Raw genomic sequence first — 21,211 nt, forward strand, 5'->3', positions numbered from 1 at the left:
GTACAGACCATCGTCTGGCTCTTCTTACGCCGGTACAAGCCGGATCAAGTTCGCGGGTTTGGAAACCATCTCAGCGCAGATCCTGCGCACCCCGGGCGGCGCCAGTATAGGCGATTCGCCGCCGCCGCGCGACTATGACAAATCGGTTTCCCCGTCCGTCGGGTTGAAGCGCTTTTTCTGGTCATAGGGAAACACGTCGTACACGTGCCCCTGCGCGATGCGCTCCTTGTGCGCCTGCCAGAACGAGGCATCGAGCAGGTCGGCGTGGTGTTCGAGGAAGACCGCACGCACCTGCGGATTGCCGAGCAGGAAGGGGCCAAAGGTTTCGGGAAAGACGTCGTGCGGGCCGACCGTGTACCAGACCTCGCCGCTCATCTCTTCCTCTTCGTTGCGCGGCTCGGGCACGCGGCGGAAGTTGCAGTCGGTGATGTACTCGATCTCGTCGTAGTCGTAGAACACCACCTTGCCATTGCGCGTGACGCCGAAATTTTTCCACAGCATGTCGCCCGGAAAGATGTTGGCGGCCACCAGGTCCTTGATCGCGTTGCCGTACTCGATCACGACGCGTTCGACCTGCGCCCTGGCGTGCGGATCGCCCGGCCCCGCGTCGAAGGCCTCCTGCAGGTAGATATTGAGCGGGATCATGCGCCGCTCGATATACAGGTGCTTGATGATGACCTCGAGATGGCCATCGCCGTCGCGGTCGCTGATCTCGAGCTGGCTCGGTGCGAACTTGCGGATTTCCTCGATCAGAGCGTCCTCGAAGCGCTCGCGCGGAAACGCCACCTCGCGGTATTCCAGCGTGTCGGCCATGCGGCCCACGCGGTCGTGCTGCTTGACCAGCAGGTACTTGGCCTTGATCTGTTCGCGCGTGGTTTCCTTTTGCGGCGGGAAGTAATCCTTGATAAGCTTGAACACGAACGGGAACGAGGGCAGGTCGAACACCAGCATTACCATGCCCTTGATGCCGGGCGCGATGCGAAAGCGGTCGGTGGAATAGCGCAGGTGCTGCAAAAAATCGCGGTAGAACAGCGTCTTGCCCTGCTTGGCCAGGCCCAGCGCGTTGTAGATTTCGGTGCGCTGCTTGCGCGGCATCAGGCTGCGCAGGAATTGCACCCAGGCCGAGGGAATCTCCATATCCACCATGAAGTAGGCGCGCGCAAAGCTGAACAGCATCAGCAAATCGTCTTCGCCGAACAACGCCGCATCGATCACCAGCTTGCCATGCCGGTTGTGCAGGATCGGCAGGGCAAACGGGATCTCGGTGAAACCGTTGATGATCTTGCCGACCACGTAGGCGCCCTTGTTGCGAAAGAACAGACCGGACAGCACCTGGAACTGGAAATTGGCGCGCAGCTTGGCGTCGCCGAGCCGCCTTTTCATCGCTTGCAAGACATACCCGGTATCGCGGTCCAGGTCTTCAAACGGGCGACGCAGGTCGAAGTCGTTCACCAGTTGCTTGAACACCTCGCGCATGTTCTCGCGCGTGGGATAGTAGGCATGGTAGGTGGGGCGTGCGGTGCGTTCGGGGTTCTCGATGTACTCGGTGCTGACCGCCGGCCGCACGAAAATGAAATCGTTGTGAAAGTGCGTGCGGTGCAGGATCCTGGTGGTGACCGAATTGAAAAAGGTTTCGGCCAGCTCGGGCTGGTAGTGGTCCACCAGCAGGCCGATGTAGTGCAGCTTGATCTGCTGCCACACGTCCATGGGCAGCGCGCCGGCCTTGAATTCGCGCTCGAGCCGGGTGAAGCATTCACGCACGCGCAGGTCATAAAACTCGATGCGCTCGCGCTGCGCGCGCTGCTGCCCGTGCCAGTCGGCGGTCTCGAAGCGGTGCTTGGCGCGGGCCGACTCGGTGCGGAACAACCGGTAGTGGCGGTTGAAGCCGTCCACCATGGCCTTGGCGATGTCGTAGGCCAGCGGCGAGTCCAGGCGCTGGGGGAACAAGCTAACTAACTCCGTGCGGCGATCACGGCGGCGATGGCGGCGCGGTACTGGGGCTGCAGGGTTTCGGAGCTGGAGACGGTCATCTTCAGGTCCTGCAGGAGTCCGTCGTTCACGCCGAAGGCCCAGCCGTGAATGCTGACCTTCTGGCCGCGCCCCCAGGCGTCCAGCATCACGGTGCCGACGCAGATATTCACCACCTGCTCGATCACGTTGATGTCGCACAGGGCGTCGGCGCGGTTCGCCGCCGGCAGGGCATCGAGCAGCGCCTGATGGCGATCGCGCACGTCCTGAATGTGGCGGATCCAGTTGTCGGCCATGCCGATGCGCGCATTTTCCAGCGCCGCACCCACGCCACCACAGCCGTAGTGGCCCACTACCATGATGTGCTCGACCTTGAGCCGCTCGACCGCGAACTGGATCGCCGACCAGGCATTCAGATCCGAATGCACCACCACGTTGGCGACATTGCGGTGCACGAACACCTCACCCGGATCGAGTCCGGTGATCTGGTTCGCCGGCACCCGGCTGTCGGAGCAGCCGATCCACATGTATTTGGGCGTTTGCTGCTTCACCAGGCTGGTGAAGAAGCCGGGACGCTCGCGCTCCATCTGCGCGGCCCAGTTGCGATTGTGGACGAACAGCTCGTCAATATTGGGTGTAGTCATGGGGTGATTTTAATTTAGGGGACATCTGCAACGCCTCACATCGTCTCGCTGAACAATTCGCGCCCGATCAGCATGCGGCGGATTTCGCTGGTGCCTGCGCCGATTTCATACAGCTTGGCGTCGCGCCACAGGCGCCCCAGCGGGTACTCGTTGATGTAGCCGTTGCCGCCGAAAATCTGGATGCCGTCGCCGGCCATGCGGGTGGCCTGTTCGGCACACCACAGGATCAGGCTGGCGCAGTCCTTGCGCACCTGGCGCACGTGCTCGCTGCCCAGCGCATCGAGGTTCTTGCCCACGGTGTAGCAGTAGGCGCGGCCGGCCTGCAGCACGGTGTACATGTCGGCGACCTTGCCCTGGATCAGCTGGAACTCGCCGATGCTCTGGCCGAACTGCTTGCGGTCGTGGATGTAGGGCACCACGTTGTCCATCACCGCCTGCATGATGCCGATCGGCCCGGCCGACAGCACCGCGCGCTCGTAGTCGAGCCCGCTCATCAGCACCCTGGCGCCGCCGTTCAGCCCGCCCAGAATCTGGCTGGCCGGCACCTCGACGTTGTGGAACACCAGCTCGCCCGTGTGGCTGCCGCGCATGCCGAGCTTGTCGAGCTTTTGCGCAATGGAAAAGCCCTTCATGCCCTTTTCGATGATGAAGGCGGTGACCCCGCGCGCGCCGAGCTCGGGCTCGGTCTTGGCATACACCACCAGCGTGTCGGCGTCGGGCCCGTTGGTGATCCACATCTTGTTGCCGTTCAGCAGGTAGAAGCCGCCCTTGTCCTCGGCCTTGAGCTTCATGCTGATCACGTCGGAGCCCGCGCCCGGCTCGCTCATGGCCAGCGCGCCGACGTGCTCGCCGGAGATCAGCTTGGGCAGGTATTTCTTGCGCTGGGCCTCGCTGCCGTTGCGCTTGAGCTGGTTCACGCACAGATTGCTGTGCGCGCCGTAGGACAGGCCCACCGAGGCGCTGGCGCGCGAGATTTCTTCCATCGCGATCATGTGCGCGAGGTAGCCCATGTTGGCGCCGCCATACTCTTCGCTTACGGTGATGCCGAGCACGCCCAGATCGCCCATCTTGCGCCACAGATCCATCGGAAACTGGTCGCTGCGGTCGATCTCCGCCGCGCGCGGCGCAATCTCGGTCTGCGCAAAATCGTGCACGGCGTCTCGCAGGGCATCGATGTCTTCGCCGAGCTGAAAGTTGAGTCCTGGCATGTTCATGGTGTGTCTCTGCTGTCGGAGGTGGAATAAAACAGGTTAATAGGTTTTGGGCACAGGCACCAGCGTTTGCTGCATCACCGCGCAGTCGCTTTGCCTGCCGTGCTGGTCCAGATGCACCACCTGCGCGGTGGTCACGACGATGCGCTTGCCGGCCTTGACCACACGCCCGGTGGCCCGCAGTTCGCCGCCCTGGTAGGCGGCCAGGAAGTTGATCTTGTACTCGACCGTGGTCACCTCCATGCCCTCGGGCACGAGGGTCAGCGCGGCATAGCCGCCGGCAATGTCGGCCAGCGCGCCCATCGCGCCGCCATGAAAACCGCCCTGCTGCTGCGTGACCTTGTCCGAATGGGGCAGGGCAATCTCGCACAGGCCGGGCGCCACGCGCAGCAGCCGCGCGCCCAGATGCCGCATCATGCCCTGCCGGCTGAAGCTGGCCTCGATGCGCCGGAACAGCCCGGCGTCAGGCGCGTCGGGGGGAGATGTCGCAGGAGTGGGTTCGGTCATGAGGTGGGAAGATTGAAGTTGACGTGAATGCGCTAGCGGGCTTTTTCGGCCTTTTCGACCTTGGCCAGCAGGGCCCTCGCCTCTTTTTCGTGCGTTTTGACCTCTTCCAGATTCGCCTGCAATTCGGCCATCTGCTGCTCCAGCTGCTGGCGGTGATTCGACAGCACGGCCAGGAATTTCTTCAGCTGCGGCGCGGTGTCGCGCGGGCTGTCGTAGCTGTCGATGATCTCCCGGGCCTCCGTCAGGCTCAGCCCCAGCCGTTTGGCGCGCAGCGTCAGCTTGAGCCGGGTGCGGTCACGCGCGCTGTACACGCGGTTGCGCCCGCCGGGGCCCTCGCGTTCGGGCTGCAGCAGTTGCATGTCCTCATAAAAGCGGATGGCGCGCGTGGTCAGGTCGAACTCTTTCGCAAGGTCGCTGATCGTGTAGGTGATGGCCATGGCGGGAAATGTGCGATGCGGGAAGGTTTTACCGAAGTGACACTGCAAAGGGGGTGATGTCCCTACAATGCACGATTACACCTTACGTTTACGTAAACGTCAACATCAACCGGCCTCCTTCATGAACCTGCTCGAACAACAACTCCACTACCCCCTGGGCGATGTTTTGCCCGAACCCGGCACCACCCTCGAGGTCGCACCGGGCGTGCGCTGGATCCGCATGAGCCTGCCGTTTGCGCTGAACCACATCAACCTGTGGCTGCTGCGCGATGAGATGGACGGCCCGGATGGCCCGGTCCAGGGCTGGACCATCGTGGACTGCTGCATCAGCCGGGACGAATCGAAGGCCCAGTGGGAAGCCATCTTTGCGACCCAGCTCCAGGGCCTGCCGATCCTGCGCGTGATCGTGACCCACATGCACCCGGACCATATCGGCCTGGCGCACTGGCTGTGCGAGCGCTGGCAGGCGCCGCTGTGGATCAGCGCCACCGACTACAACGTGGCGCGTCTGAGCACCCAGAGCACCACCGGCTTCGGCGGCGAGAGCGCCGCCCGGTTCTTTGCCTCGCACGGCCTGACCGACCCCGACTCGATCGAGAAAATCCGCGCCCGCACCAACTACTACCCGAGCCTGGTGCCCGACGTGCCGCGCAGTTTCCACCGCCTGATGGACGGCTACACGGTGCGTATCGGCGGGCGCGACTGGACCTGCATCAGCGGCTACGGCCATGCCCCGGAGCATATTGCGCTGCACTGCGCAGAACTGAACATTTTGATCGGCGGCGACATGATGCTGCCGCGCATCTCGACGAATGTGAGCGTGTACGACGTCGAGCCCGAGAGCAATGCGCTGACGCAATTCCTCGACTCCATCGACAAATTCAGCGCGCTGGACGCCGACACCCTGACCCTGCCCTCGCACGGCAAACCCTTCAAGGGCCTGCACAAGCGCATCGAGCAGTTGCACGACCACCACCGCGACCGGCTCGCCGAAGTCATGGAGGCATGCCAGCGCAAGCCCTGCCACGCCGCCGACATCCTGCCCATCATGTTCAAGCGCCCACTCGACCTGCACCAGACCACGTTTGCCATGGGCGAGGCGGTCGCGCATCTGCACGCGCTGTGGTACGGCGGCCAGCTGCGCCGCACGCTGGATGGCGACGGCATCTACCGCTTCAGCGCCGTCTGAGCGTTGGCCGCGGCGCGGCGTTGTCAAAGCGGCCCGAAGTGGTCATTCCCAACGCCCTGCCTGTCATTCCCGGCTCCCTGCCTGTCCATTTCCGCCTCCCTGCCTGTCATTCCCGGCCTGACCGGGAATCCATGTCCGCACACCCGAGATCCTTGTCATGGCAACTGTGGATTCCCGCCTGCGCGGGGAATGACGATGCTCGCGGGAATGACGACAGTCGCAGAGGCTGCCTCAATCCCAGCGCGGCAGCGCTTCTTCCTTGAGCTGCCCACGCAATTCGGTGTAGTCGGGCACCACCGTGCGCACCGTGTCCCAGAAACGCGGGCTGTGGTTCATCACGCGCAGATGGCTCAGTTCGTGCGCCACCACGTAGTCGATGATGGGCTGGCGGAAATGGATCAGGCGCCAGTTCAGGCGGATCGAGCCGTCCGCGCTGGCGCTGCCCCAGCGTGTGCCGGCATTGCTCAGGGCGAGGCGGCGCCATTGCACGCCCAGTCGCGGCGCGAAATGGTTCAGCCGCTCCAGAAATATGCGCCGGGCCTGGCGCATCAGCCAGGCCTGCACGGCATCGCGGATCTGCGCCGGCGTGGCGCCGAGCGGCAACCCGAGGCGCAGGCTCAGCCGCGGCGCGCCGGGTAGAGCGGCGTTCTGCGCCCCGACACCCGTATCGCTCCGGAGCACGGCCCCCACCTCGCCGAACGCATGGCGCGGATCGAGCACGATGACGACGCGCTCGCCCAGAAACGGCAGCGTGGCGCCGTCCTTCCACTCGATCCGGTTCGACTCGAGCCGGCCCTGGCGCTCGCGCGCTTCGCCCAGCTTTTTCACGACCCAGCCGGATTTTTCGCGCAGCGCGGCATCCACCTCGTGCAGCGGCACCCACTTGGGCGCACTCACCACCAGGCCGGCCGGTCCCACCGCAAAGCCGATGGTGCGGCGCTTGCCGCGCCGGAACTCGTAGGCCACCACGGCGCCCGACAACTGCGCCTCGCGGTTCGCGCGCGGATGCCGGAAGGTGGCCGGCGCCAGCATCTGGTCGAGCGGCCGGGTAGCCTCGTTCGGCGCGGCCGTCACTACAAATTCGATAGCTTGTTGCGCAGGCTCCGCAAGGGCTACAGGCTGATTTCTCTTAAGAACCGGCGGTGCGGGCGGCTCCGGCCCAAACAGGTCCAGCGTGAACTGAAGCAGCCCGCGCATCATCGTGATTCAGCGCCGGCGATCGGCGTCGGCTCCGGCTGGCAAGGCGGCGGACGCGGGCTCCAGGCCGTACGCCTCGGGGTCGAGCCGGCGCATCTCGGCCTCGATCCAGGTTTGCACCTCGCGCATCAGCTCGTCGGGCTTGCGGCCCGTGGTGGCGATCGGCTTGCCGATGGAAATGTCCACAATGCCCGGCGTCTTGATGAAGGCCTTGCGCGGCCAGCATTTGGCCGACGTGACCGCGATCGGGATCACCGGCACGCCGCACTGGATCGCCAGCCGCGTGCCGCCCGATTTGTAGGTGCCGGCCTGGCCGCGCGGAATGCGCGTGCCCTCGGGGAACATGATGACCCAGTTGCCCTGCTTCATGAGCCGCTTGCCCTGCGTCACCACCTTGTGGAAGGCACGCGCGCCCTGGCTGCGGTCGATGTGGATCATGTCCATGCGTGCCATGGACCAGCCGAAGAACGGCACGTACAGCAGCTCGCGCTTGAACACATAGGCCAGCGGGTGCGGCATGATGGCCGGCATCACCAGCGTCTCCCAGGTCGACTGGTGCTTGACCAGCAGCACCGCCGCCTCCAGCTCGCCCTGCGGCAGGTTCTCCCAGCCGGTGATGCGGTTCTGGATGCCCAGGATCACGGTGCCGCTGTTCACCGCGAGCCGGAGCCAGCCCGCGCAGATCCAGTACATGCGCGTGCTGCTCACGAACAGCGAGGCGATGATGGCGAAGGTGGCCCACGGAATCACGGTGATGGCCATCCACAGCAGATGCAAAAGCGAGCGGATCAGACGCATGTCAAGCCATCTCGGCCGCGCGCGCGGGCTGCGGACCGGCCTCGCGCGCAAGGATGAACGAGGCAAATGCCGCCAGGTCTTCATGCACCAGGGTCCCCGCGGGAAAGGCCTCGGGCAGCGGCTCGCCGCACGCCAGCCGGTCGCGGAACTGCGCGCCCTGGCCCGTCAGCAGCAAATGGACCTCGCACCCGGCCGCGACCCCGGCCTGGATGTCGCGCAGGCTGTCGCCCGCCGCCGGCACGTTCCTGAGTTCGACGCCGTAGCGCTCGCGAATCTGCTCGAACAGGCCGGCCCCGGGCTTGCGGCAGCTGCAGCCTTCGCCGGGCGCATGCGGACAGAAAAACACGGCGTCGATGCGCCCGCCCTGGGCCGCCAGCAGCTTGTGCATCTTGGCGTGGATCTGGTTCAGCGAGGCCATCTCGAACAGCCCGCGCCCGAGACCCGGCTGGTTCGCCACCACCACCACGCGCCAGCCCGCATGGTTGAGCCGGGCAATCGCCTCCAGCGCACCGGGCATGGGAATCCATTCGTCGGGCGTCTTGACGAAATCTTCGCTGTCCCAGTTGATGGTGCCGTCGCGGTCGAGGATGACGAGCTTCATGGCACGGCCACCAGTCTGGACAGGTCGGCCACGCGGTTCATGGCATCGTGCAGGCGCTTGAGCAGGCCGAGCCGGTTCAGGCGCAGGTCCAGCTCCTCGGCGTTCACCATCACGCCGTCGAAAAACGCATCGACCGGCTCGCGCAGCGCCGCCAGCGTCTGCAGCGAGGCGGTGTAGTCGCCGGCCTCGAACTGCGCATTGGCCTGCGCCGCGGTCTGGTTCATGGCTGCGAACAGGGCCGCTTCGGCCGGCGCCTTCAGCAGCAGCTCGCTGACATGCGGGTCCACCTCGGGCGCCTTCTTCAGGATGTTGCCGATGCGCTTGTTGGCGGCGGCCAGCGCGGGCGCCTCGGGCAGCATGGCGAAGGCGCGCACGGCGTCGAGGCGCTTGGGCACGTCGGCCAGGCGCTGCGGCCGTTGCGACACCACAGCATCGACTTCCCCAGCGCTGTAGCCCTGTTCGCGCAGGGAGCCGGTCAGGCGGTCGTAGATGAAAGTCGAAATTGCGTCTGCGCCCGGAGCGTCCAAATGCCAACCAAAGTCACCCCCGGCTTTGTCGCCCGCCTGTTTTGACTCGCCTTGTGCTGATTGATCAAACGCGGCAGACGCCATACCCACCAATTGCGCCAGCTCCAAATCCAGACTCTTCTCGATCAGGATGCGGATCACGCCGAGCGCGTGCCGGCGCAGCGCGAACGGGTCGCGGTCGCCGGTCGGCAGGTTGCCGATGCCGAACATGCCGACCAGGGTTTCGAGCTTGTCGGCCAGCGCCACCACCGTGCCGACCGCGTTGCGCGGCAGCGTGTCGCCCGCGAAGCGCGGCTTGTAGTGGTCCTCGATCGCATCGGCCACGGCCGGGTCAAGCCCGTCGTGCAGCGCGTAGTAGCGCCCCATGGTGCCCTGCAGTTCGGGGAACTCGCCCACCATGTCGGTCACGAGGTCGGCCTTGGCCAGCTGCGCGGCCTGCGTGGCCTGCGCGGCGAGCCCGGCACCGCCCAGCTGCTCGGCGATCGCGCGCGCGATGCGCATCACCCGCAGCACACGCTCGCCCTGCGTGCCGAGCTTGTTGTGATAGACCACCTTGCCGAGCTGCTCGACGCGCGAGGCCAGCGATATCTTGCGATCCTGGTCGAAGAAAAACTTGGCGTCGGCCAGGCGCGGGCGCACCACGCGCTCGTTACCCTGCACCACCGCGCTGGCATCCTCGGGCGTGATGTTGCTGACGACCAGGAACTGATGGGTGAGCTTGCCCTTTGCATCGAGCAGCGGGAAGTACTTCTGGTTCGCCTTCATCGTGAGGATCAGGCATTCCTGCGGCACCTCGAGAAACTGCGGCTCGAACGCGCACACCAGCACGTTCGGGCGTTCGACCAGCGCGGTCACCTCGTCGAGCAGCGCGTCGTCGTGGATCGGCTGCAGCGCTGCGTGCGACTTCCCGCCGTCGGCGCTGCCCGCCTTGAGCGCAGCGGCCGCCAGCTGGCGCACGATCTCGGCGCGGCGCGCCTCGAAGCTGGCGATCACCGCGCCGTCCTCGGCCAGCTGCTGCGCGTAGCTGTCGGCGTCCCGCAGCACGACCGGGTCTACCCGCGCCTCGAAGCGATGGCCGTGCGTGTCGCGCCCCGCCTGCAGGCCCAGCGCCTGCACCGGCACCACGTCGGCGCCATGCAGCGCGACCAGACCGTGTGCGGGCCGCACAAAGCTCACGCTGCTCCAGCCCGGCAGCTCGCAGCCGCTCTCCAGCTGGTAGCTCATGACCTTGGGGATGGGCAGTTTCGCGATGGCGTCCAACAGCGCCGCCTGCAAGCCCTCGGCCAGCGTTGCCCCCTTCTCCGTGCGTTCAAGAAACAGCGCTTCGGCCTTGCCATCCACGGCGCGCCTGAGGCCCGGGACCGCTTGCGCGCCGACACCGAGCGCCTGCAACTTCTTCAGCAGCGCGGGCGTGGCCTGGCCCGCGGCATCGAGCCCGACCGCGACCGGCATGAGTTTTTGCGACACGGCCTTGTCAACGGCCTGCGCGGCCACATCGGTGACATGCGCGGCGAGCCGGCGCGGCGAGGCAAAGGCGGTGAGCTGGGCATCAAAGCCCGTCAGGCCCTGCGCCTGCAGCTTTTCGAACAGCACGCCGGCAAATGCCTCGCCCAGCGCGCGCAGCGCCTTGGGCGGCAGCTCTTCCACAAACAGTTCAACGAGGAGATTTTTGTTCATGCGGCCTTCTTCGTCATCTGCGCCACCCACTCGCGCGGCGCCATCGGGAAGCCCAATCGCTCGCGGCTCTCGAAATAACTTTGCGCCACGGCGCGCGCGAGGTTGCGGATGCGGCCGATGTAGGCGGCGCGCTCGGTCACGCTGATGGCGCCGCGCGCGTCCAGCAGGTTGAAGCTGTGCGCGGCCTTCAGGACTTGCTCATAGGCCGGCAGCGCGAGCTGCACTTCGATCAGGTGCTTCGCCTGCTTTTCGTGCGCATTGAAGGCGGTGAACAGAAAGTCGGCGTCGCTGTGCTCGAAGTTGTAGGCCGACTGTTCCCTCTCGTTTTGCAGGTAGACGTCGCCATAGCTCATGCTCTCGGTCCACTTCAGGTTGTAGACGTTGTCCACGCCCTGCAAGTACATGGCCAGGCGCTCCAGCCCGTAGGTGATCTCACCCGTGAGGGGCCGGCAGTCGATGCCGCCGACCTGCTGGAAGTAGGTGAACTGCGTGACCTCCATGCCGTTCAGCCAGACCTCCCAGCCCAGGCCCCAGGCGCCGAGCGTGGGGTTCTCCCAGTCATCCTCGACAAAGCGGATGTCGTTTTTCTTCAGGTCGAAGCCCAGCGCCGTGAGGCTGCCCAAGTACAGCTCCAGGATGTTGGACGGCGCGGGTTTGAGCACCACCTGGTACTGGTAGTAGTGCTGCAGTCGGTTCGGGTTCTCGCCATAGCGCCCGTCCTTCGGGCGGCGGCTCGGCTGCACATACGCGGCCTTCCACGGTTCCGGCCCGATTGCTCTTAAAAATGTAGCAGTATGCGAAGTACCGGCGCCGACTTCCATGTCATAAGGCTGCAATAGCGCGCAGCCCTGGGCATCCCAATAGGACTGCAGGGTCAGAATGATTTGCTGAAAGGTCAACATAGGTGATGGGCGCGCCGACCGGCCCGGCGCAAACGGTAAGGGAGCAGGCTCAAGCCCGCCTGAGCCCTGATTTTACGGGCCTTCCGGCGCCCCACCGCTGCGCCGGCGCTGCCACAGCGCCAGCGCCACGCTCAGAAACCCCAGCGCCCACAGCGGCCATAGCCCCAAGCGCGACACCCACCAGGCGTAGGGCGTGATGCCGCTCCGCCCCTGCACCTCGCCCACCAGCAGGCCGCGCGTGTAGCGCGGCAGCTCGCGCGTCACGTGGCCACGGTAGTCGATGATCACGGTGGGCCCGGTGTTGGTGGCGCGGATCATGGGCCGCTCGAACTCCAGCGCGCGCATGCGCGAGATCTGCAGGTGCTGGTCGATCGCCACGGTGTCGCCGAACCAGCCGATGTTGCTCATGTTGACAAGGATGGTGGGGGCTGCAGCCGCATCACGAAAGCGTGCGCCCAGCTCCTCGCCGAACAGGTCTTCGTAGCAGATGTTGGGCGCCAGGCGCTGCCCGTCCACCTTGAACGAGGGCTGCCCGACCGCACCGCGGTTGAAGTCGCCCAGCGGGATGTTCATCATCTCGGTGAACCAGCGAAACAGCGGCGGAATGAACTCGCCGAACGGCACCAGGTGGTGCTTGTCGTAGCGGTACGGCGCCGCCTGGCCCGGCGCCAGCCCGAGCGCCGAGTTGGTGTAGCCCTGCTCGTAGCTGCCCAGCGGAATGCCGATCAGCGCCGCCTGCGGCCCGTTCACGCCGGGCTGCGCAAAGCGCTGCTGCAGCGCGGCCCAGTAGCCCGCGGGCAGTTGCTGCGGCAACAGCGGAATGGCGGTCTCCGGCGCCACCACCAGCGGCGTGCGCGCCGCCTGCAGGCGCTCGCCGTACCACTGCAGCGCCACCGGAATGCCGCTGCCGCCCTGGAATTTTTCGTCCTGCGGGATGTTGCCCTGCAGCAGCGTCACGCCCAGCGTCCCGCTGTCGGTGCTCCAGGGATGCCGCGCCAGAGCCACCAGCACGGCCACGGGAAGGAGGGCTGCCAGCAGTCCCCAGGGACGCAGCACCAGCGTCCCCGGCTGGCGCAGCCAGGCCGCCACCAGATACGCCAGCAAGGTGGCGATCCAGCCCACGCCAAAAACACCCACGCTGCTGGCAAACATGCCCAGCGCATCGACCTGCGCATAGCCGCCCGCGCCCCACGGAAAGCCGGTGAACCACTGGTCCCGCGCGAGTTCGGCGAGCAGCCACAGCGCTGCGAAAACAATAGCAGATAGCGCCCTGCCGGCGGGGGCTAGCGCCACAAAAACCGCGCAAGCCGCGGCGTAGTATAGCGCCAGCAGTGCCGCCAGGGCGGCGACTGCCAGAACCGCCAAGACGGCCGGCAGGCCGCCGTAGGTGTGCATGGAAATGAACAGCCACCAGAACGTGCCGCCGAGCCAGCACAGCGCAAACAGCCAGCCCAGCCCCGCCGCGTGGCGCCAGTCGTCGCCGGCACGGCAGCGGTCCACCTGCCAGGCCAGCACGCCCAGGGACAGCAGTTGCAGCCACCCCACGGGAGCGCCCGGCGCCAGCCCGAAGGCGAAGGGCCAGGCCAGGCTGGCGGCCTGCGCGGCGCCGGCCAGCGCGACCAGCAGCAGGGAGCGTGGGAGGGAAGCTCGCACTAGCCCGTGAGATCTTCGGTGGCGGCGGGCGAGACCTTGAACCAGCGCACGGCGCCGCCCTTGGTGTGCAGCACCACGAAGTCGAGCCCGGCCATCCGGTGCTGCTCGCCGCGCTTGGGCACATGGCCCATTTCGTGCGCGATCAGGCCGCCAATGGTGTCGAACTCGTCCTCGGGGTCGGTGCTCGCCAGCGTGACGTCGAAGGCCTCGTTCACGCGCTCGATCGGCGTGTCGCCGCTGACGCGGTAGGTGTGGTCGGCCAGGCCGAAGATGTCGCCTTCGTCCTCGGGGATGTCGAACTCGTCCTCGATCTCGCCGACGATCTGCTCCAGCACGTCCTCGATGGTGATGAGCCCGGCGACGCGGCCGAACTCGTCGATCACGATCGCCAGGTGATTGCGGTTGCCGCGGAAGTCGCGCAGCAAATCGTTCAGCGCCTTGGTCTCGGGCACGAACACGGCGGGGCGCAACAGCGCGCGGATATTCAGCTCGGGCGCGCGCTGCAGTTTCAGCAGGTCCTTGGCCAGCAGGATGCCGATGATGTTTTCCTTTTCGCCCTCGTACACCGGAAAGCGCGAGTGCGCGGTCTGGATCACGTCATGCAGCAGCTCGTCGAAGGGCGCGTCGATGTCGATCAGGTCCATGCGCGTGGCGGCGACCATGACATCGCCGGCGGTCATGTCGGCCATGCGGATCACGCCCTCGAGCATGACGCGGCTCTCGGCGCCGATCACCTGATTCTCCTCGGCATCGGCCAGGGTCTGGATCAACCCCGTTTTGGAATCGGGCCCGGGGGAAATAAATTCGGCAACTTTTTGCAGGAAAGTGCGCTTGTCTTCCTTCTCATGAAAGCGCGAAGGGTGGGGGTCGGACACAGTGGATGTGCGGTAGTGATGGAGCCTCTAGGATAGCGGATCGGTGCGGCGCACGACTCACTGGTCCTCGCGCACGCCGCGCCGCGTGGCCTGCAGGCCCGCCAGAAAGTCCCGGAACTGCTTGGCCTGGGTCTTGAGCTTGTAGTCCATTTCGGCGAACTGCGTCTCCACCAGCTCGCTCACCCGGCTGTCCAGCGTGGCGGGCGGCAGGCGCAGGTGCGCCTCGGACTCGGAGCCGTCGCGCTCCACCGTGGCGCCCGCGTTGTGGGCAATCTTGAGCATCGCCTTGTTCTCGGACAGCGCGTGGATGAACATCAGCTCCACGCCCTCGTTGCGCGCATGCATGACGGCGCGGTCGAACAGGCGCGCGCCGTAGCCGCGCCCGCGCGCGTGCTTGAGCACCGATACCCCGAACTCCGCACACGAGCGGCACTCGGGACTCACCGAGAAGGCCAGGTGCGCCATCGCGATCAGTTCCAGCTTGCGGTTGTAGATGCCAAAAATCTCGTCGCGCTCGAAGTTCAGCCCATCGGCGTAGCGCGTGATCTGCTCGTCGTTGGCCATGTAGCCGAAGCGCAGGTAGCGGTCGTGCTCGTCGAGCGCCAGCAGGTGGGCGGTGATGCGCTCGCGATGGCCGGGGCCGAGCGAGCGGATCGGCACCATCACCGGGGTTTTTGTGTCAGTCATGGTTTCAATATACGGGTTTTCGCTAGTGAAGTTAGCTTAGGAAAAACGACAAGTTGTTACACCGGCAGCGCCGGGGTCGCCCGTGGTCGCCTTTACCCGGCCGATGACTCATCAGGGCCTTGAGCAACTATTCAGTATAATTCATCGGATGATTTTATGAATTAACGCAATATCACGCCCATGCTCGCCCAAGCCCCCAGAACCTCGCTGGCCGATACCGCCGCCGCCGGCATCCGCACGGAGATCGCCAGCGGCCGCTGGGCCGTGGGCACACGCATCCCGATCGAGTCGCAGCTGGCGCACAGGCTGGGCGTGAGCCGCGGCACGGTGCGCGAGGCCATCAGGACGCTGGTGCACGGCGGGCTGCTCGAGGTACGCCAGGGCTCGGGCACCTATGTGCTGTCAAACGTCGACCCGTCGGAGGGCCTGCACAAGCTGCGCCGCGCCAGCCTGCGCGACCAGTTCGAGCTGCGCTGCGCGCTCGAGGTCGAGGCGGCGCGCCTGGCCGCGCTGCGCCACACGGCGCACGATTTGCGCCGGCTGCGGACCCTGCTCGACCAGCGCGGCAGCCGCGAGGACGCGCAGGGCGCGGCCGGCTTCATCGAGCGCGACATGGCGTTCCACCTCGCGATCGTCGACATCTCCGGCAACCTGGCGCTGGTGGAAACCTGCCGCTTCGTGTCCGGCTACATCAGGGAAACCATCGCCAGCACGATGGGCGACGGCCCGCCCGAGCCCGGCGAAGACGCGCACCGCGCCATCGTCGACGCCATCGCGAGCCGCGACCCCGAGCGTGCCGCCGCCGCCGTGCGCGCCTTCATGGCGCCCATGATCGCGGCACTCACCCCCACCACGGCCACCACGATGGCCACGACCGCTCCATGAACGCCCCCGCCGCCACACACCCCATCCTCGACGACCTGCTGATCGACACCGAGGCCGACAACCGGCCGCCGCCGCGCGCGACGCCCGCCGCGAGCCGGGGCCGCCAGCTGCTGCTGGGCCTGAGCGTGGTGCTGATCGCGTTCAACCTGCGCCCGGTATTTTCCAGCCTGTCGGTGACGCTGCCCGAAATCATGGCCACGAGCGGCCTCACGCCCACCGCCGCGAGCTTCCTCACGACGCTGCCGGTGCTGTGCCTGGGCCTGTTCGCGCCGCTGGCGCCGTGGCTCGGGCGCCGCTTCGGCACCGAACGCACGCTCCTGGGCTGCATGCTGCTGATCGTCGTCGGCACGCTGGCGCGCGGCAGCGGCAGCCTGGTCCTGCTGTTCGTCGCGTCGGCCATCGCCGGCATCGGCATCGCGGTCAACAACGTGCTGTTGCCCGCCCTCTTCAAGCGCGACTTCGCGCACCGGGCCGCCCTCATGATGGGGCTGTACACGATGGCGGTGTGCGGCGGCGCGGCCGGCGCGGCCGGCCTGACCGTTCCGCTGGAGCATGCGCTGGGCGGCGGCTGGCCCCGCGCGCTGGCGCTGTGGGCCGTGCCGGCCGCGCTCGTCACGCTCTTGTGGGCGCCGCTGGCGCTGCCTTTGAAACCCCGCGCCAGCGAATCGGGCGTCACGGTGCGCGGCCTGTGGCGCGACCGCCTGGCCTGGCAGGTAACGTTGTTCATGGGCCTGCAGTCCGCCCTCGCCTACATCGTGATGGGCTGGCTCGCGCCGATCCTGCGCGAGCGCGGCCTGGACGCCGCCACGGCCGGCTATGTGGTCTCGGTGTCGGTCATGACCCAGGTGCTCACCTGCCTCGTGGTGCCGTCGATCGCGGCCCGCTGCCGCAACCAGGTCGGCATCGCGGTCACTGTCGCCGTGCTCACGGTCGCGGCCATGCTCGCCTGCCTGTTCGCGCCGCTGGCCGGCGTGTGGGCGTGGGCGGTACTGCTCGGCATCGCGCAGGGCGGCTCGTTCGCGCTCGCGCTCACGCTCATCGTGCTGCGCTCGCCCGACTCGCACGTGGCCGCGCAGCTCTCCGGCATGGCCCAGGGCGTGGGCTACCTGGTGGCCGCCTTCGGGCCGCTGCTGGTCGGGTTGCTGCGCGGCTGGACGGGCAGCTTCGCGTCTTCGGCCGTGCTGTTCGTGCTGATCGGCGCGGCGCTCGTGGCCAGCGGCCTGGGCGCCGGCCGCACGCAGTACGTGCGCGCCGTGGCGGTCGCCAAGACCAGCTGAGATTCATCGCACCTCACACCGGCAGCGCCGTGGTGGCCTTCACCCGGTCCATCACAAAGCTGGTTTTGCAGTCCTGCACGCTCGGGTGCTTGAGCAGCGTGTCCATGATGAAGCGGCTGTAGTGCGCCATGTCGGCCATCACCACGCGCAGCAAATAGTCCATCTCGCCGGTCAGCGCGGCGCATTCCACCACCTCGGGCCAGGTCTGCACGCTGGCGCGGAACAGGTCCATCGGGTTGCGCTTGTGGCTCTCGGTGTGCTTTTCCAGCCGCACGTTGATGTAGGCCGTGAGGCCCAGGCCAACCGCCTCCGGCTTGACCAGCGCCACGTAGCGGTCGATCACGCCCGTCGCCTCCAGCCGCTTCACGCGGCGCAGCACGGCGCTGGGCGACAGGCTCACGGCCTCGGCGATCTGGTCGTAGGTGGCGCGCCCATCCGCCTGCAGACTGCGAAGAATCTGTTTATCGAGCTTGTCGAGTGCTTCCATCAAAAGTATTTTGCAGTTTTCCTGCATTCGATACAAATCGGGCGCCTCAATATGCAGAAAAAATGATGTGCAACGCTTATATATTTGAGAGTTACACCCTGGAGACTTCGCCATGACCGCAACCTCGCCGGCCACCACGCCGCAGCCCGCCACCGCCTGGGACAACCCCATGGGCACCGACGGCTTCGAATTCATCGAATACGCCGCACCCGACCCGGCCGCCATGGGCGCGCTGTTCGAGCGCATGGGCTTCACGCCGGTCGCCAAACACCGGCACAAGAACGTCACGCTGTACCGCCAGGGCGGCATCAACTTCATCATCAACGCCGAGCCCGACTCGTTCGCGCAGCGCTTCGCGCGCCAGCATGGCCCGAGCATCTGCGCCATCGCCTTTCGCGTGCAGGACACGCGGCGCGCCTATGCGCGCGCGCTCGACCTGGGCGCCTTCGGCTACGCGGGCCACGCGGGACCGGGCGAGCTCAACATCCCGGCCATCAAGGGCATCGGCGACAGCCTGATCTATCTGGTGGACCGCTGGCGCGGCAAGAACGGCGCCAGGGACGGCGACATCGGCAACATCAGCTTCTTCGACGTGGACTTCGAGGCCCTGCCCGGGCTGGACGCGAAAGAGGCGCTGAACCCGCCCGGCAACGGCCTGACCTACATCGACCACCTCACGCACAACGTGCACCGCGGCCGCATGAACGAGTGGGCCGACTTCTACGAGCGGCTGTTCAACTTCCGCGAGATCCGCTACTTCGACATCGAAGGCCAGGTCACCGGCGTGAAGAGCAAGGCCATGACCAGCCCCTGCGGCAAGATCCGCATCCCGATCAACGAGGAAGGCAACGAGACCGCCGGCCAGATCCAGGAGTACCTGGACATGTACCGCGGCGAAGGCATCCAGCACATCGCGCTCGGCTCGAACGACCTGTTCGCCACCGTGGACGCCCTGCGCGAGCGCGGCGTCAAGCTGCTCGACACCATCGACACCTATTACGAGCTGATCGACAAGCGCATCCCCGGCCACGGCGAGAACGTGGCCGAACTGCACAAGCGCAAGATCCTGCTGGACGGCAAGAAGGGCGCGCTGCTGCTGCAGATCTTCAGCGAGAACCAGCTGGGGCCCATCTTCTTCGAATTCATCCAGCGCAAGGGCGACGACGGTTTTGGCGAAGGCAACTTCAAGGCCTTGTTCGAGTCCATCGAACTCGACCAGATGCGCCGCGGCGTGCTGGGAACCAAGTGAGTCCCTGCCCTTCCCGCCGGTTTGTCATTCCCGCGCGCACCCCTGTCATTCCCGCGCAGGCGGGAATCCATGCCCGCATATCAAAAAGCGCCTGTGCCGCTACTGCCGTGGATTCCCGCCTGCGCGGGAATGACAGCAAGTCGCAATAACCAACTTGGGAGCATGACCAACATGGCCGTTGAACCCGCCATCTACGGCGCCAGCGAGCGCCCGCCGCGCGGCGACTACGCCCGCGAGGGGCTGGTGCAGGCCGACTACACCTGCCCGCAGAATTACGCCGCCTACACCGCGCAGGACCACGACACCTACCGGCGCCTGTACGAGCGCCAGGCCGCGCTCATTCCCGGCTTGGCCTGCGACGAGTTCATCGCCGCGCTGCCCGCGCTGGGCGCGAAGGACCACATCCCGCGCTTCGAGGACATCAACGCGCGGTTGTTTAAGGCCACGCGCTGGGAAATCGTCGCCGTGCCCGGACTCATCCCCGAGGTGCCATTCTTCACGCTGCTGGCGAACCGCAAGTTCCCCGTGACCGACTGGCTGCGCACGCCCGAAGAGTTCGACTACATCGTCGAGCCCGACGTGTTCCACGACCTGTTCGGCCACGTGCCGCTGCTGTTCAACCCGGTGTATGCCGACCACATCCAGGACTACGGCCGCGGCGCCCTGAAAGCGCACGGACTGGGCGCCTGCGAGCAGCTGAGCCGGCTCTACTGGTACACCATCGAATTCGGGCTGATGCGCCAGCCGGATGGCCTGCGTGCCTACGGTGCCGGCATCCTGAGCTCCAGCGGCGAGCTGCAGCACGCGGTGCGCAGCGAAATACCCAACAGAATCGCCCTCAGCCCAGAGCGGGCCATGCGCACGCGCTACAAGATCGATAGCTACCAGCAAACCTACTTCGTCATCGACAGCTTCCAGCAGCTGTTCGACCTGACCGCGCCCGACTTCACGCCGCTGTACGGGCGCGTGAAGGCGCAGCCCGAACTCGCGGCGGATGCGCGGCTGCCTGAAGACGTCGTCATCGCGCGCTGATTGCAGCCTCGCCCTCTTGACGTAGGGATGGCCTCCAGAGTAGGATTCAATCCCATTAGGTCAATGGAGGCCGATCATGCGGACCACACAGCAATTCAGTATCACCCTGCCCAACGAAATGGCGGACATTGTGAAAACCAAAGTCGCGGCCGGCGAGTACGCGACTGAGAGCGAAGTCATCCGGGACGGGCTGCGCGCCCTGATGGCCCGCGACCGCGCCATGGATCATTGGCTGCGGCAAGAAGTAGGACCCGCCTACGACGCGCTGAAGGCCAACCCGGCGCGGGCGGTCACCGTTGACCAGGTGCGGGCAACGCTTGCGGCCGAGCACAGGAAGCACAAGAAGGCCACTGCAAAAGCGTGATGCGGCACACCGTCGTTTTCACGCCAGAAGCACAGGAACAGCTCGCCGCGCTCTACCGGTACATTGCGGCCGCAGCTTCGCCAGAGATTGCTGAGCGCTACACGAGTGCCATCGTCACGTATTGCGAAGGCTTGCGGGACTTCCCGCATCGAGGCACCCGCCGCGACGACGTGCGCCCCGGCCTGCGCATCACGAACTACAAAAAGCGGGCGGTGATCGCCTTTGCCGTGGATGCCGAGCAAGTCTCCATCATTGGTATTTTCTACGGCGGCCAGGATTACGAGACGGCATTGCAATCCGATTTAGACGACTAAATCGGGCTATGTCTGCATTAGCTGTTGAGATGGGAATCTCCCGAGCGCTTCGCACAAACAAGCGGTAGGTGAGATGTTTTGGCGGTAGCGCTCCATCATGCGGCGCCAGCCGAGGTAGTTTTCCAGGTACTTGGTGGCCACCCCGTGAAAGCGGCGAATCCACTCCTTGAGGCGACTATCGTAGGCGTTGACATTTTGGATATGGAAGGCTCCGTCGATGACCCGAACGCCCTGTTGGACATTGATGGCCCGATGGGTCAGGCCCATGTCACGGGCAACCGTTTGATAGACCCGAGCGCCATCCGTGCACAGAATGGCGTCCCGGTCCACCAAGGGGCGCAGCACGGCGGCGACATGGGGCGCGTCGATCTTGTCCAACCTGAAGTCGGCGGTTTGTCCGCCGCGGTCACGCACTACGAGCACCGCAATGCGCTCCCAATGGGTGCCCACCCCTGCGCGTTTGCGTGCGGGCCGTGGCAACTTACGCTGGCCCTTGAAGGACTCCAAAAAGAAGGTTTCATCGGCCTCGACAATCCCACCCTCGTGCTCAGCGCGGTGTGCGGCCGCAGCCTCAAGAAAGCGATGGCGCCAGCGAAATGCGGTGTGAACTTGCCCCTGTTGTCCGCACTCCATAGGCTGCCCGTTATGCGGACTTCCTGTCTTGCTGCTGGGCCGCGATCCAGCGTTGCTCAAACGTCATTGGGCTGACGTAGCCCAGCGTCGAGTGCAA

Annotated in this window: 21 protein-coding genes, 1 pseudogene and 1 riboswitch; of the genes and pseudogenes, 7 read left to right on the forward strand and 15 right to left on the reverse strand. The window is 66.0% G+C overall.

The features are described from left to right. Positions 1-3: 3 nt before the first annotated feature. A riboswitch (TPP riboswitch) is annotated at positions 4-104 on the reverse strand. A 28-nt stretch (positions 105-132) separates the two neighbouring features. Genes aceK through B0E49_RS19540 form a run of 5 tightly spaced genes read right to left on the reverse strand, consistent with a single transcriptional unit; the run spans position 133 to position 4,767 of the window. After that, a complete protein-coding gene (gene aceK, locus B0E49_RS19520; RefSeq protein ID WP_077564425.1) occupies positions 133-1,947 on the reverse strand; it encodes a bifunctional isocitrate dehydrogenase kinase/phosphatase in 1,815 nt (604 codons plus the stop codon). Between the two features lie 5 nt (positions 1,948-1,952). Further along, positions 1,953-2,612: a carbonate dehydratase gene (gene can / locus B0E49_RS19525; protein ID WP_077564427.1), complete on the reverse strand. Its 660-nt coding sequence runs from the start codon at positions 2,610-2,612 to the stop codon at positions 1,953-1,955. A gap of 35 nt (positions 2,613-2,647) precedes the next feature. Continuing rightward, positions 2,648-3,826 (reverse strand): isovaleryl-CoA dehydrogenase, encoded by a 1,179-nt coding sequence (locus B0E49_RS19530; RefSeq protein WP_077564429.1) that lies wholly within the window; start codon positions 3,824-3,826, stop codon positions 2,648-2,650. A 36-nt stretch (positions 3,827-3,862) separates the two neighbouring features. Continuing rightward, positions 3,863-4,330: a PaaI family thioesterase gene (locus B0E49_RS19535; protein ID WP_077564430.1), complete on the reverse strand. Its 468-nt coding sequence runs from the start codon at positions 4,328-4,330 to the stop codon at positions 3,863-3,865. Between the two features lie 32 nt (positions 4,331-4,362). Beyond that, positions 4,363-4,767, reverse strand: coding sequence for a MerR family transcriptional regulator (locus B0E49_RS19540; RefSeq protein ID WP_077564432.1), 405 nt, complete (start codon positions 4,765-4,767; stop codon positions 4,363-4,365). Between the two features lie 121 nt (positions 4,768-4,888). Here B0E49_RS19540 and B0E49_RS19545 point away from each other — a divergent pair, with 121 nt between their 5' ends. Then, positions 4,889-5,956: an MBL fold metallo-hydrolase gene (locus B0E49_RS19545; RefSeq protein ID WP_077564433.1), complete on the forward strand. Its 1,068-nt coding sequence runs from the start codon at positions 4,889-4,891 to the stop codon at positions 5,954-5,956. 231 nt (positions 5,957-6,187) lie between these two features. Here the strand turns inward: B0E49_RS19545 and B0E49_RS19550 are convergent, their stop codons facing one another. The 8 genes from B0E49_RS19550 to B0E49_RS19585 all read right to left on the reverse strand — a co-directional run bounded on the left by B0E49_RS19550 (position 6,188) and on the right by B0E49_RS19585 (position 14,873). Continuing rightward, positions 6,188-7,153, reverse strand: a complete 966-nt coding sequence (locus B0E49_RS19550) for a M48 family metallopeptidase (protein WP_168175091.1) — start codon at positions 7,151-7,153, stop codon at positions 6,188-6,190. Positions 7,154-7,162: 9 nt separating this feature from the next. Next, entirely contained in the window at positions 7,163-7,951 is a 789-nt protein-coding gene (locus B0E49_RS19555; protein ID WP_077564437.1) for a lysophospholipid acyltransferase family protein, read from the reverse strand. Between the two features lies 1 nt (position 7,952). Further along, complete coding sequence (gmhB, locus tag B0E49_RS19560; protein WP_077564439.1) at positions 7,953-8,552, reverse strand: D-glycero-beta-D-manno-heptose 1,7-bisphosphate 7-phosphatase; 600 nt, start codon at positions 8,550-8,552, stop codon at positions 7,953-7,955. Next, positions 8,549-10,756 carry a glycine--tRNA ligase subunit beta gene (gene glyS, locus B0E49_RS19565; RefSeq protein ID WP_077564446.1) on the reverse strand — a complete coding sequence of 736 codons (2,208 nt, stop codon included), beginning with the start codon at positions 10,754-10,756 and terminating at the stop codon, positions 8,549-8,551. The genes gmhB and glyS overlap by 4 nt, the downstream gene beginning before the upstream one ends. Next, a complete protein-coding gene (gene glyQ / locus B0E49_RS19570; RefSeq protein ID WP_077564447.1) occupies positions 10,753-11,658 on the reverse strand; it encodes a glycine--tRNA ligase subunit alpha in 906 nt (301 codons plus the stop codon). Before glyQ ends, glyS begins: the two co-directional genes overlap by 4 nt. 72 nt (positions 11,659-11,730) lie before the next feature. Next, the gene (gene lnt, locus B0E49_RS19575) at positions 11,731-13,311 is read right to left on the reverse strand and encodes an apolipoprotein N-acyltransferase (protein WP_077564448.1); all 1,581 of its coding nucleotides are present in this window, start codon (positions 13,309-13,311) and stop codon (positions 11,731-11,733) included. Further along, positions 13,311-14,186, reverse strand: a complete 876-nt coding sequence (locus B0E49_RS19580; RefSeq protein ID WP_077564449.1) for a CorC family transporter — start codon at positions 14,184-14,186, stop codon at positions 13,311-13,313. Before B0E49_RS19580 ends, lnt begins: the two co-directional genes overlap by 1 nt. A gap of 57 nt (positions 14,187-14,243) precedes the next feature. Continuing rightward, positions 14,244-14,873, reverse strand: a complete 630-nt coding sequence (locus B0E49_RS19585) for a GNAT family N-acetyltransferase (protein WP_077564450.1) — start codon at positions 14,871-14,873, stop codon at positions 14,244-14,246. A 180-nt stretch (positions 14,874-15,053) separates the two neighbouring features. On the opposite strand from B0E49_RS19585, the gene B0E49_RS19590 reads away from it, so the two are divergent. Next, positions 15,054-15,758, forward strand: coding sequence for a FadR/GntR family transcriptional regulator (locus B0E49_RS19590; protein WP_077564451.1), 705 nt, complete (start codon positions 15,054-15,056; stop codon positions 15,756-15,758). Next, entirely contained in the window at positions 15,755-17,035 is a 1,281-nt protein-coding gene (locus tag B0E49_RS19595) for a CynX/NimT family MFS transporter (RefSeq protein WP_077564452.1), read from the forward strand. The genes B0E49_RS19590 and B0E49_RS19595 overlap by 4 nt, the downstream gene beginning before the upstream one ends. Positions 17,036-17,048: 13 nt before the next feature. Here the strand turns inward: B0E49_RS19595 and B0E49_RS19600 are convergent, their stop codons facing one another. Next, entirely contained in the window at positions 17,049-17,522 is a 474-nt protein-coding gene (locus B0E49_RS19600; protein ID WP_077564453.1) for an Lrp/AsnC family transcriptional regulator, read from the reverse strand. Positions 17,523-17,634: 112 nt separating this feature from the next. Between B0E49_RS19600 and hppD the strand changes: the two genes are divergently transcribed. The 4 genes from hppD (at position 17,635) to B0E49_RS19620 (ending at position 20,481) form a co-directional block, all read left to right on the forward strand. Then, the gene (gene hppD, locus B0E49_RS19605; RefSeq protein WP_077564454.1) at positions 17,635-18,771 is read left to right on the forward strand and encodes a 4-hydroxyphenylpyruvate dioxygenase; all 1,137 of its coding nucleotides are present in this window, start codon (positions 17,635-17,637) and stop codon (positions 18,769-18,771) included. 171 nt (positions 18,772-18,942) lie between these two features. After that, a complete protein-coding gene (gene phhA / locus B0E49_RS19610; protein WP_077564464.1) occupies positions 18,943-19,803 on the forward strand; it encodes a phenylalanine 4-monooxygenase in 861 nt (286 codons plus the stop codon). Between the two features lie 76 nt (positions 19,804-19,879). After that, a complete protein-coding gene (locus tag B0E49_RS19615; protein WP_077564455.1) occupies positions 19,880-20,167 on the forward strand; it encodes a ribbon-helix-helix domain-containing protein in 288 nt (95 codons plus the stop codon). Further along, complete coding sequence (locus B0E49_RS19620; protein WP_077564456.1) at positions 20,167-20,481, forward strand: type II toxin-antitoxin system RelE/ParE family toxin; 315 nt, start codon at positions 20,167-20,169, stop codon at positions 20,479-20,481. Before B0E49_RS19615 ends, B0E49_RS19620 begins: the two co-directional genes overlap by 1 nt. Positions 20,482-20,487: 6 nt before the next feature. Here the strand turns inward: B0E49_RS19620 and B0E49_RS19625 are convergent. Continuing rightward, positions 20,488-21,087, reverse strand: a pseudogene (locus tag B0E49_RS19625) (IS1595 family transposase); the annotation flags it as partial. Positions 21,088-21,211: the final 124 nt, after the last annotated feature.

The organism is Polaromonas sp. C04, from assembly GCF_002002705.1.
GTDB lineage: Bacteria > Pseudomonadota > Gammaproteobacteria > Burkholderiales > Burkholderiaceae_C > Rhodoferax_A.

Excerpts from the sequence above, each read along its gene's own strand:
- can (WP_077564427.1), bottom strand. The coding sequence starts at position 2,612 with ATGACTACACCCAATATTGACGAGCTGTTCGTCCACAATCGCAACTGG.
- B0E49_RS19530 (WP_077564429.1), bottom strand. The coding sequence starts at position 3,826 with ATGAACATGCCAGGACTCAACTTTCAGCTCGGCGAAGACATCGATGCC.
- B0E49_RS19535 (WP_077564430.1), bottom strand. The coding sequence starts at position 4,330 with ATGACCGAACCCACTCCTGCGACATCTCCCCCCGACGCGCCTGACGCC.
- B0E49_RS19540 (WP_077564432.1), bottom strand. The coding sequence starts at position 4,767 with ATGGCCATCACCTACACGATCAGCGACCTTGCGAAAGAGTTCGACCTG.
- B0E49_RS19545 (WP_077564433.1), top strand. The coding sequence starts at position 4,889 with ATGAACCTGCTCGAACAACAACTCCACTACCCCCTGGGCGATGTTTTG.
- B0E49_RS19550 (WP_168175091.1), bottom strand. The coding sequence starts at position 7,153 with ATGCGCGGGCTGCTTCAGTTCACGCTGGACCTGTTTGGGCCGGAGCCG.
- B0E49_RS19555 (WP_077564437.1), bottom strand. The coding sequence starts at position 7,951 with ATGCGTCTGATCCGCTCGCTTTTGCATCTGCTGTGGATGGCCATCACC.
- gmhB (WP_077564439.1), bottom strand. The coding sequence starts at position 8,552 with ATGAAGCTCGTCATCCTCGACCGCGACGGCACCATCAACTGGGACAGC.
- glyS (WP_077564446.1), bottom strand. The coding sequence starts at position 10,756 with ATGAACAAAAATCTCCTCGTTGAACTGTTTGTGGAAGAGCTGCCGCCC.
- glyQ (WP_077564447.1), bottom strand. The coding sequence starts at position 11,658 with ATGTTGACCTTTCAGCAAATCATTCTGACCCTGCAGTCCTATTGGGAT.
- B0E49_RS19585 (WP_077564450.1), bottom strand. The coding sequence starts at position 14,873 with ATGACTGACACAAAAACCCCGGTGATGGTGCCGATCCGCTCGCTCGGC.
- B0E49_RS19590 (WP_077564451.1), top strand. The coding sequence starts at position 15,054 with ATGCTCGCCCAAGCCCCCAGAACCTCGCTGGCCGATACCGCCGCCGCC.
- B0E49_RS19595 (WP_077564452.1), top strand. The coding sequence starts at position 15,755 with ATGAACGCCCCCGCCGCCACACACCCCATCCTCGACGACCTGCTGATC.
- B0E49_RS19600 (WP_077564453.1), bottom strand. The coding sequence starts at position 17,522 with ATGGAAGCACTCGACAAGCTCGATAAACAGATTCTTCGCAGTCTGCAG.
- hppD (WP_077564454.1), top strand. The coding sequence starts at position 17,635 with ATGACCGCAACCTCGCCGGCCACCACGCCGCAGCCCGCCACCGCCTGG.
- phhA (WP_077564464.1), top strand. The coding sequence starts at position 18,943 with ATGGCCGTTGAACCCGCCATCTACGGCGCCAGCGAGCGCCCGCCGCGC.
- B0E49_RS19615 (WP_077564455.1), top strand. The coding sequence starts at position 19,880 with ATGCGGACCACACAGCAATTCAGTATCACCCTGCCCAACGAAATGGCG.
- B0E49_RS19620 (WP_077564456.1), top strand. The coding sequence starts at position 20,167 with ATGCGGCACACCGTCGTTTTCACGCCAGAAGCACAGGAACAGCTCGCC.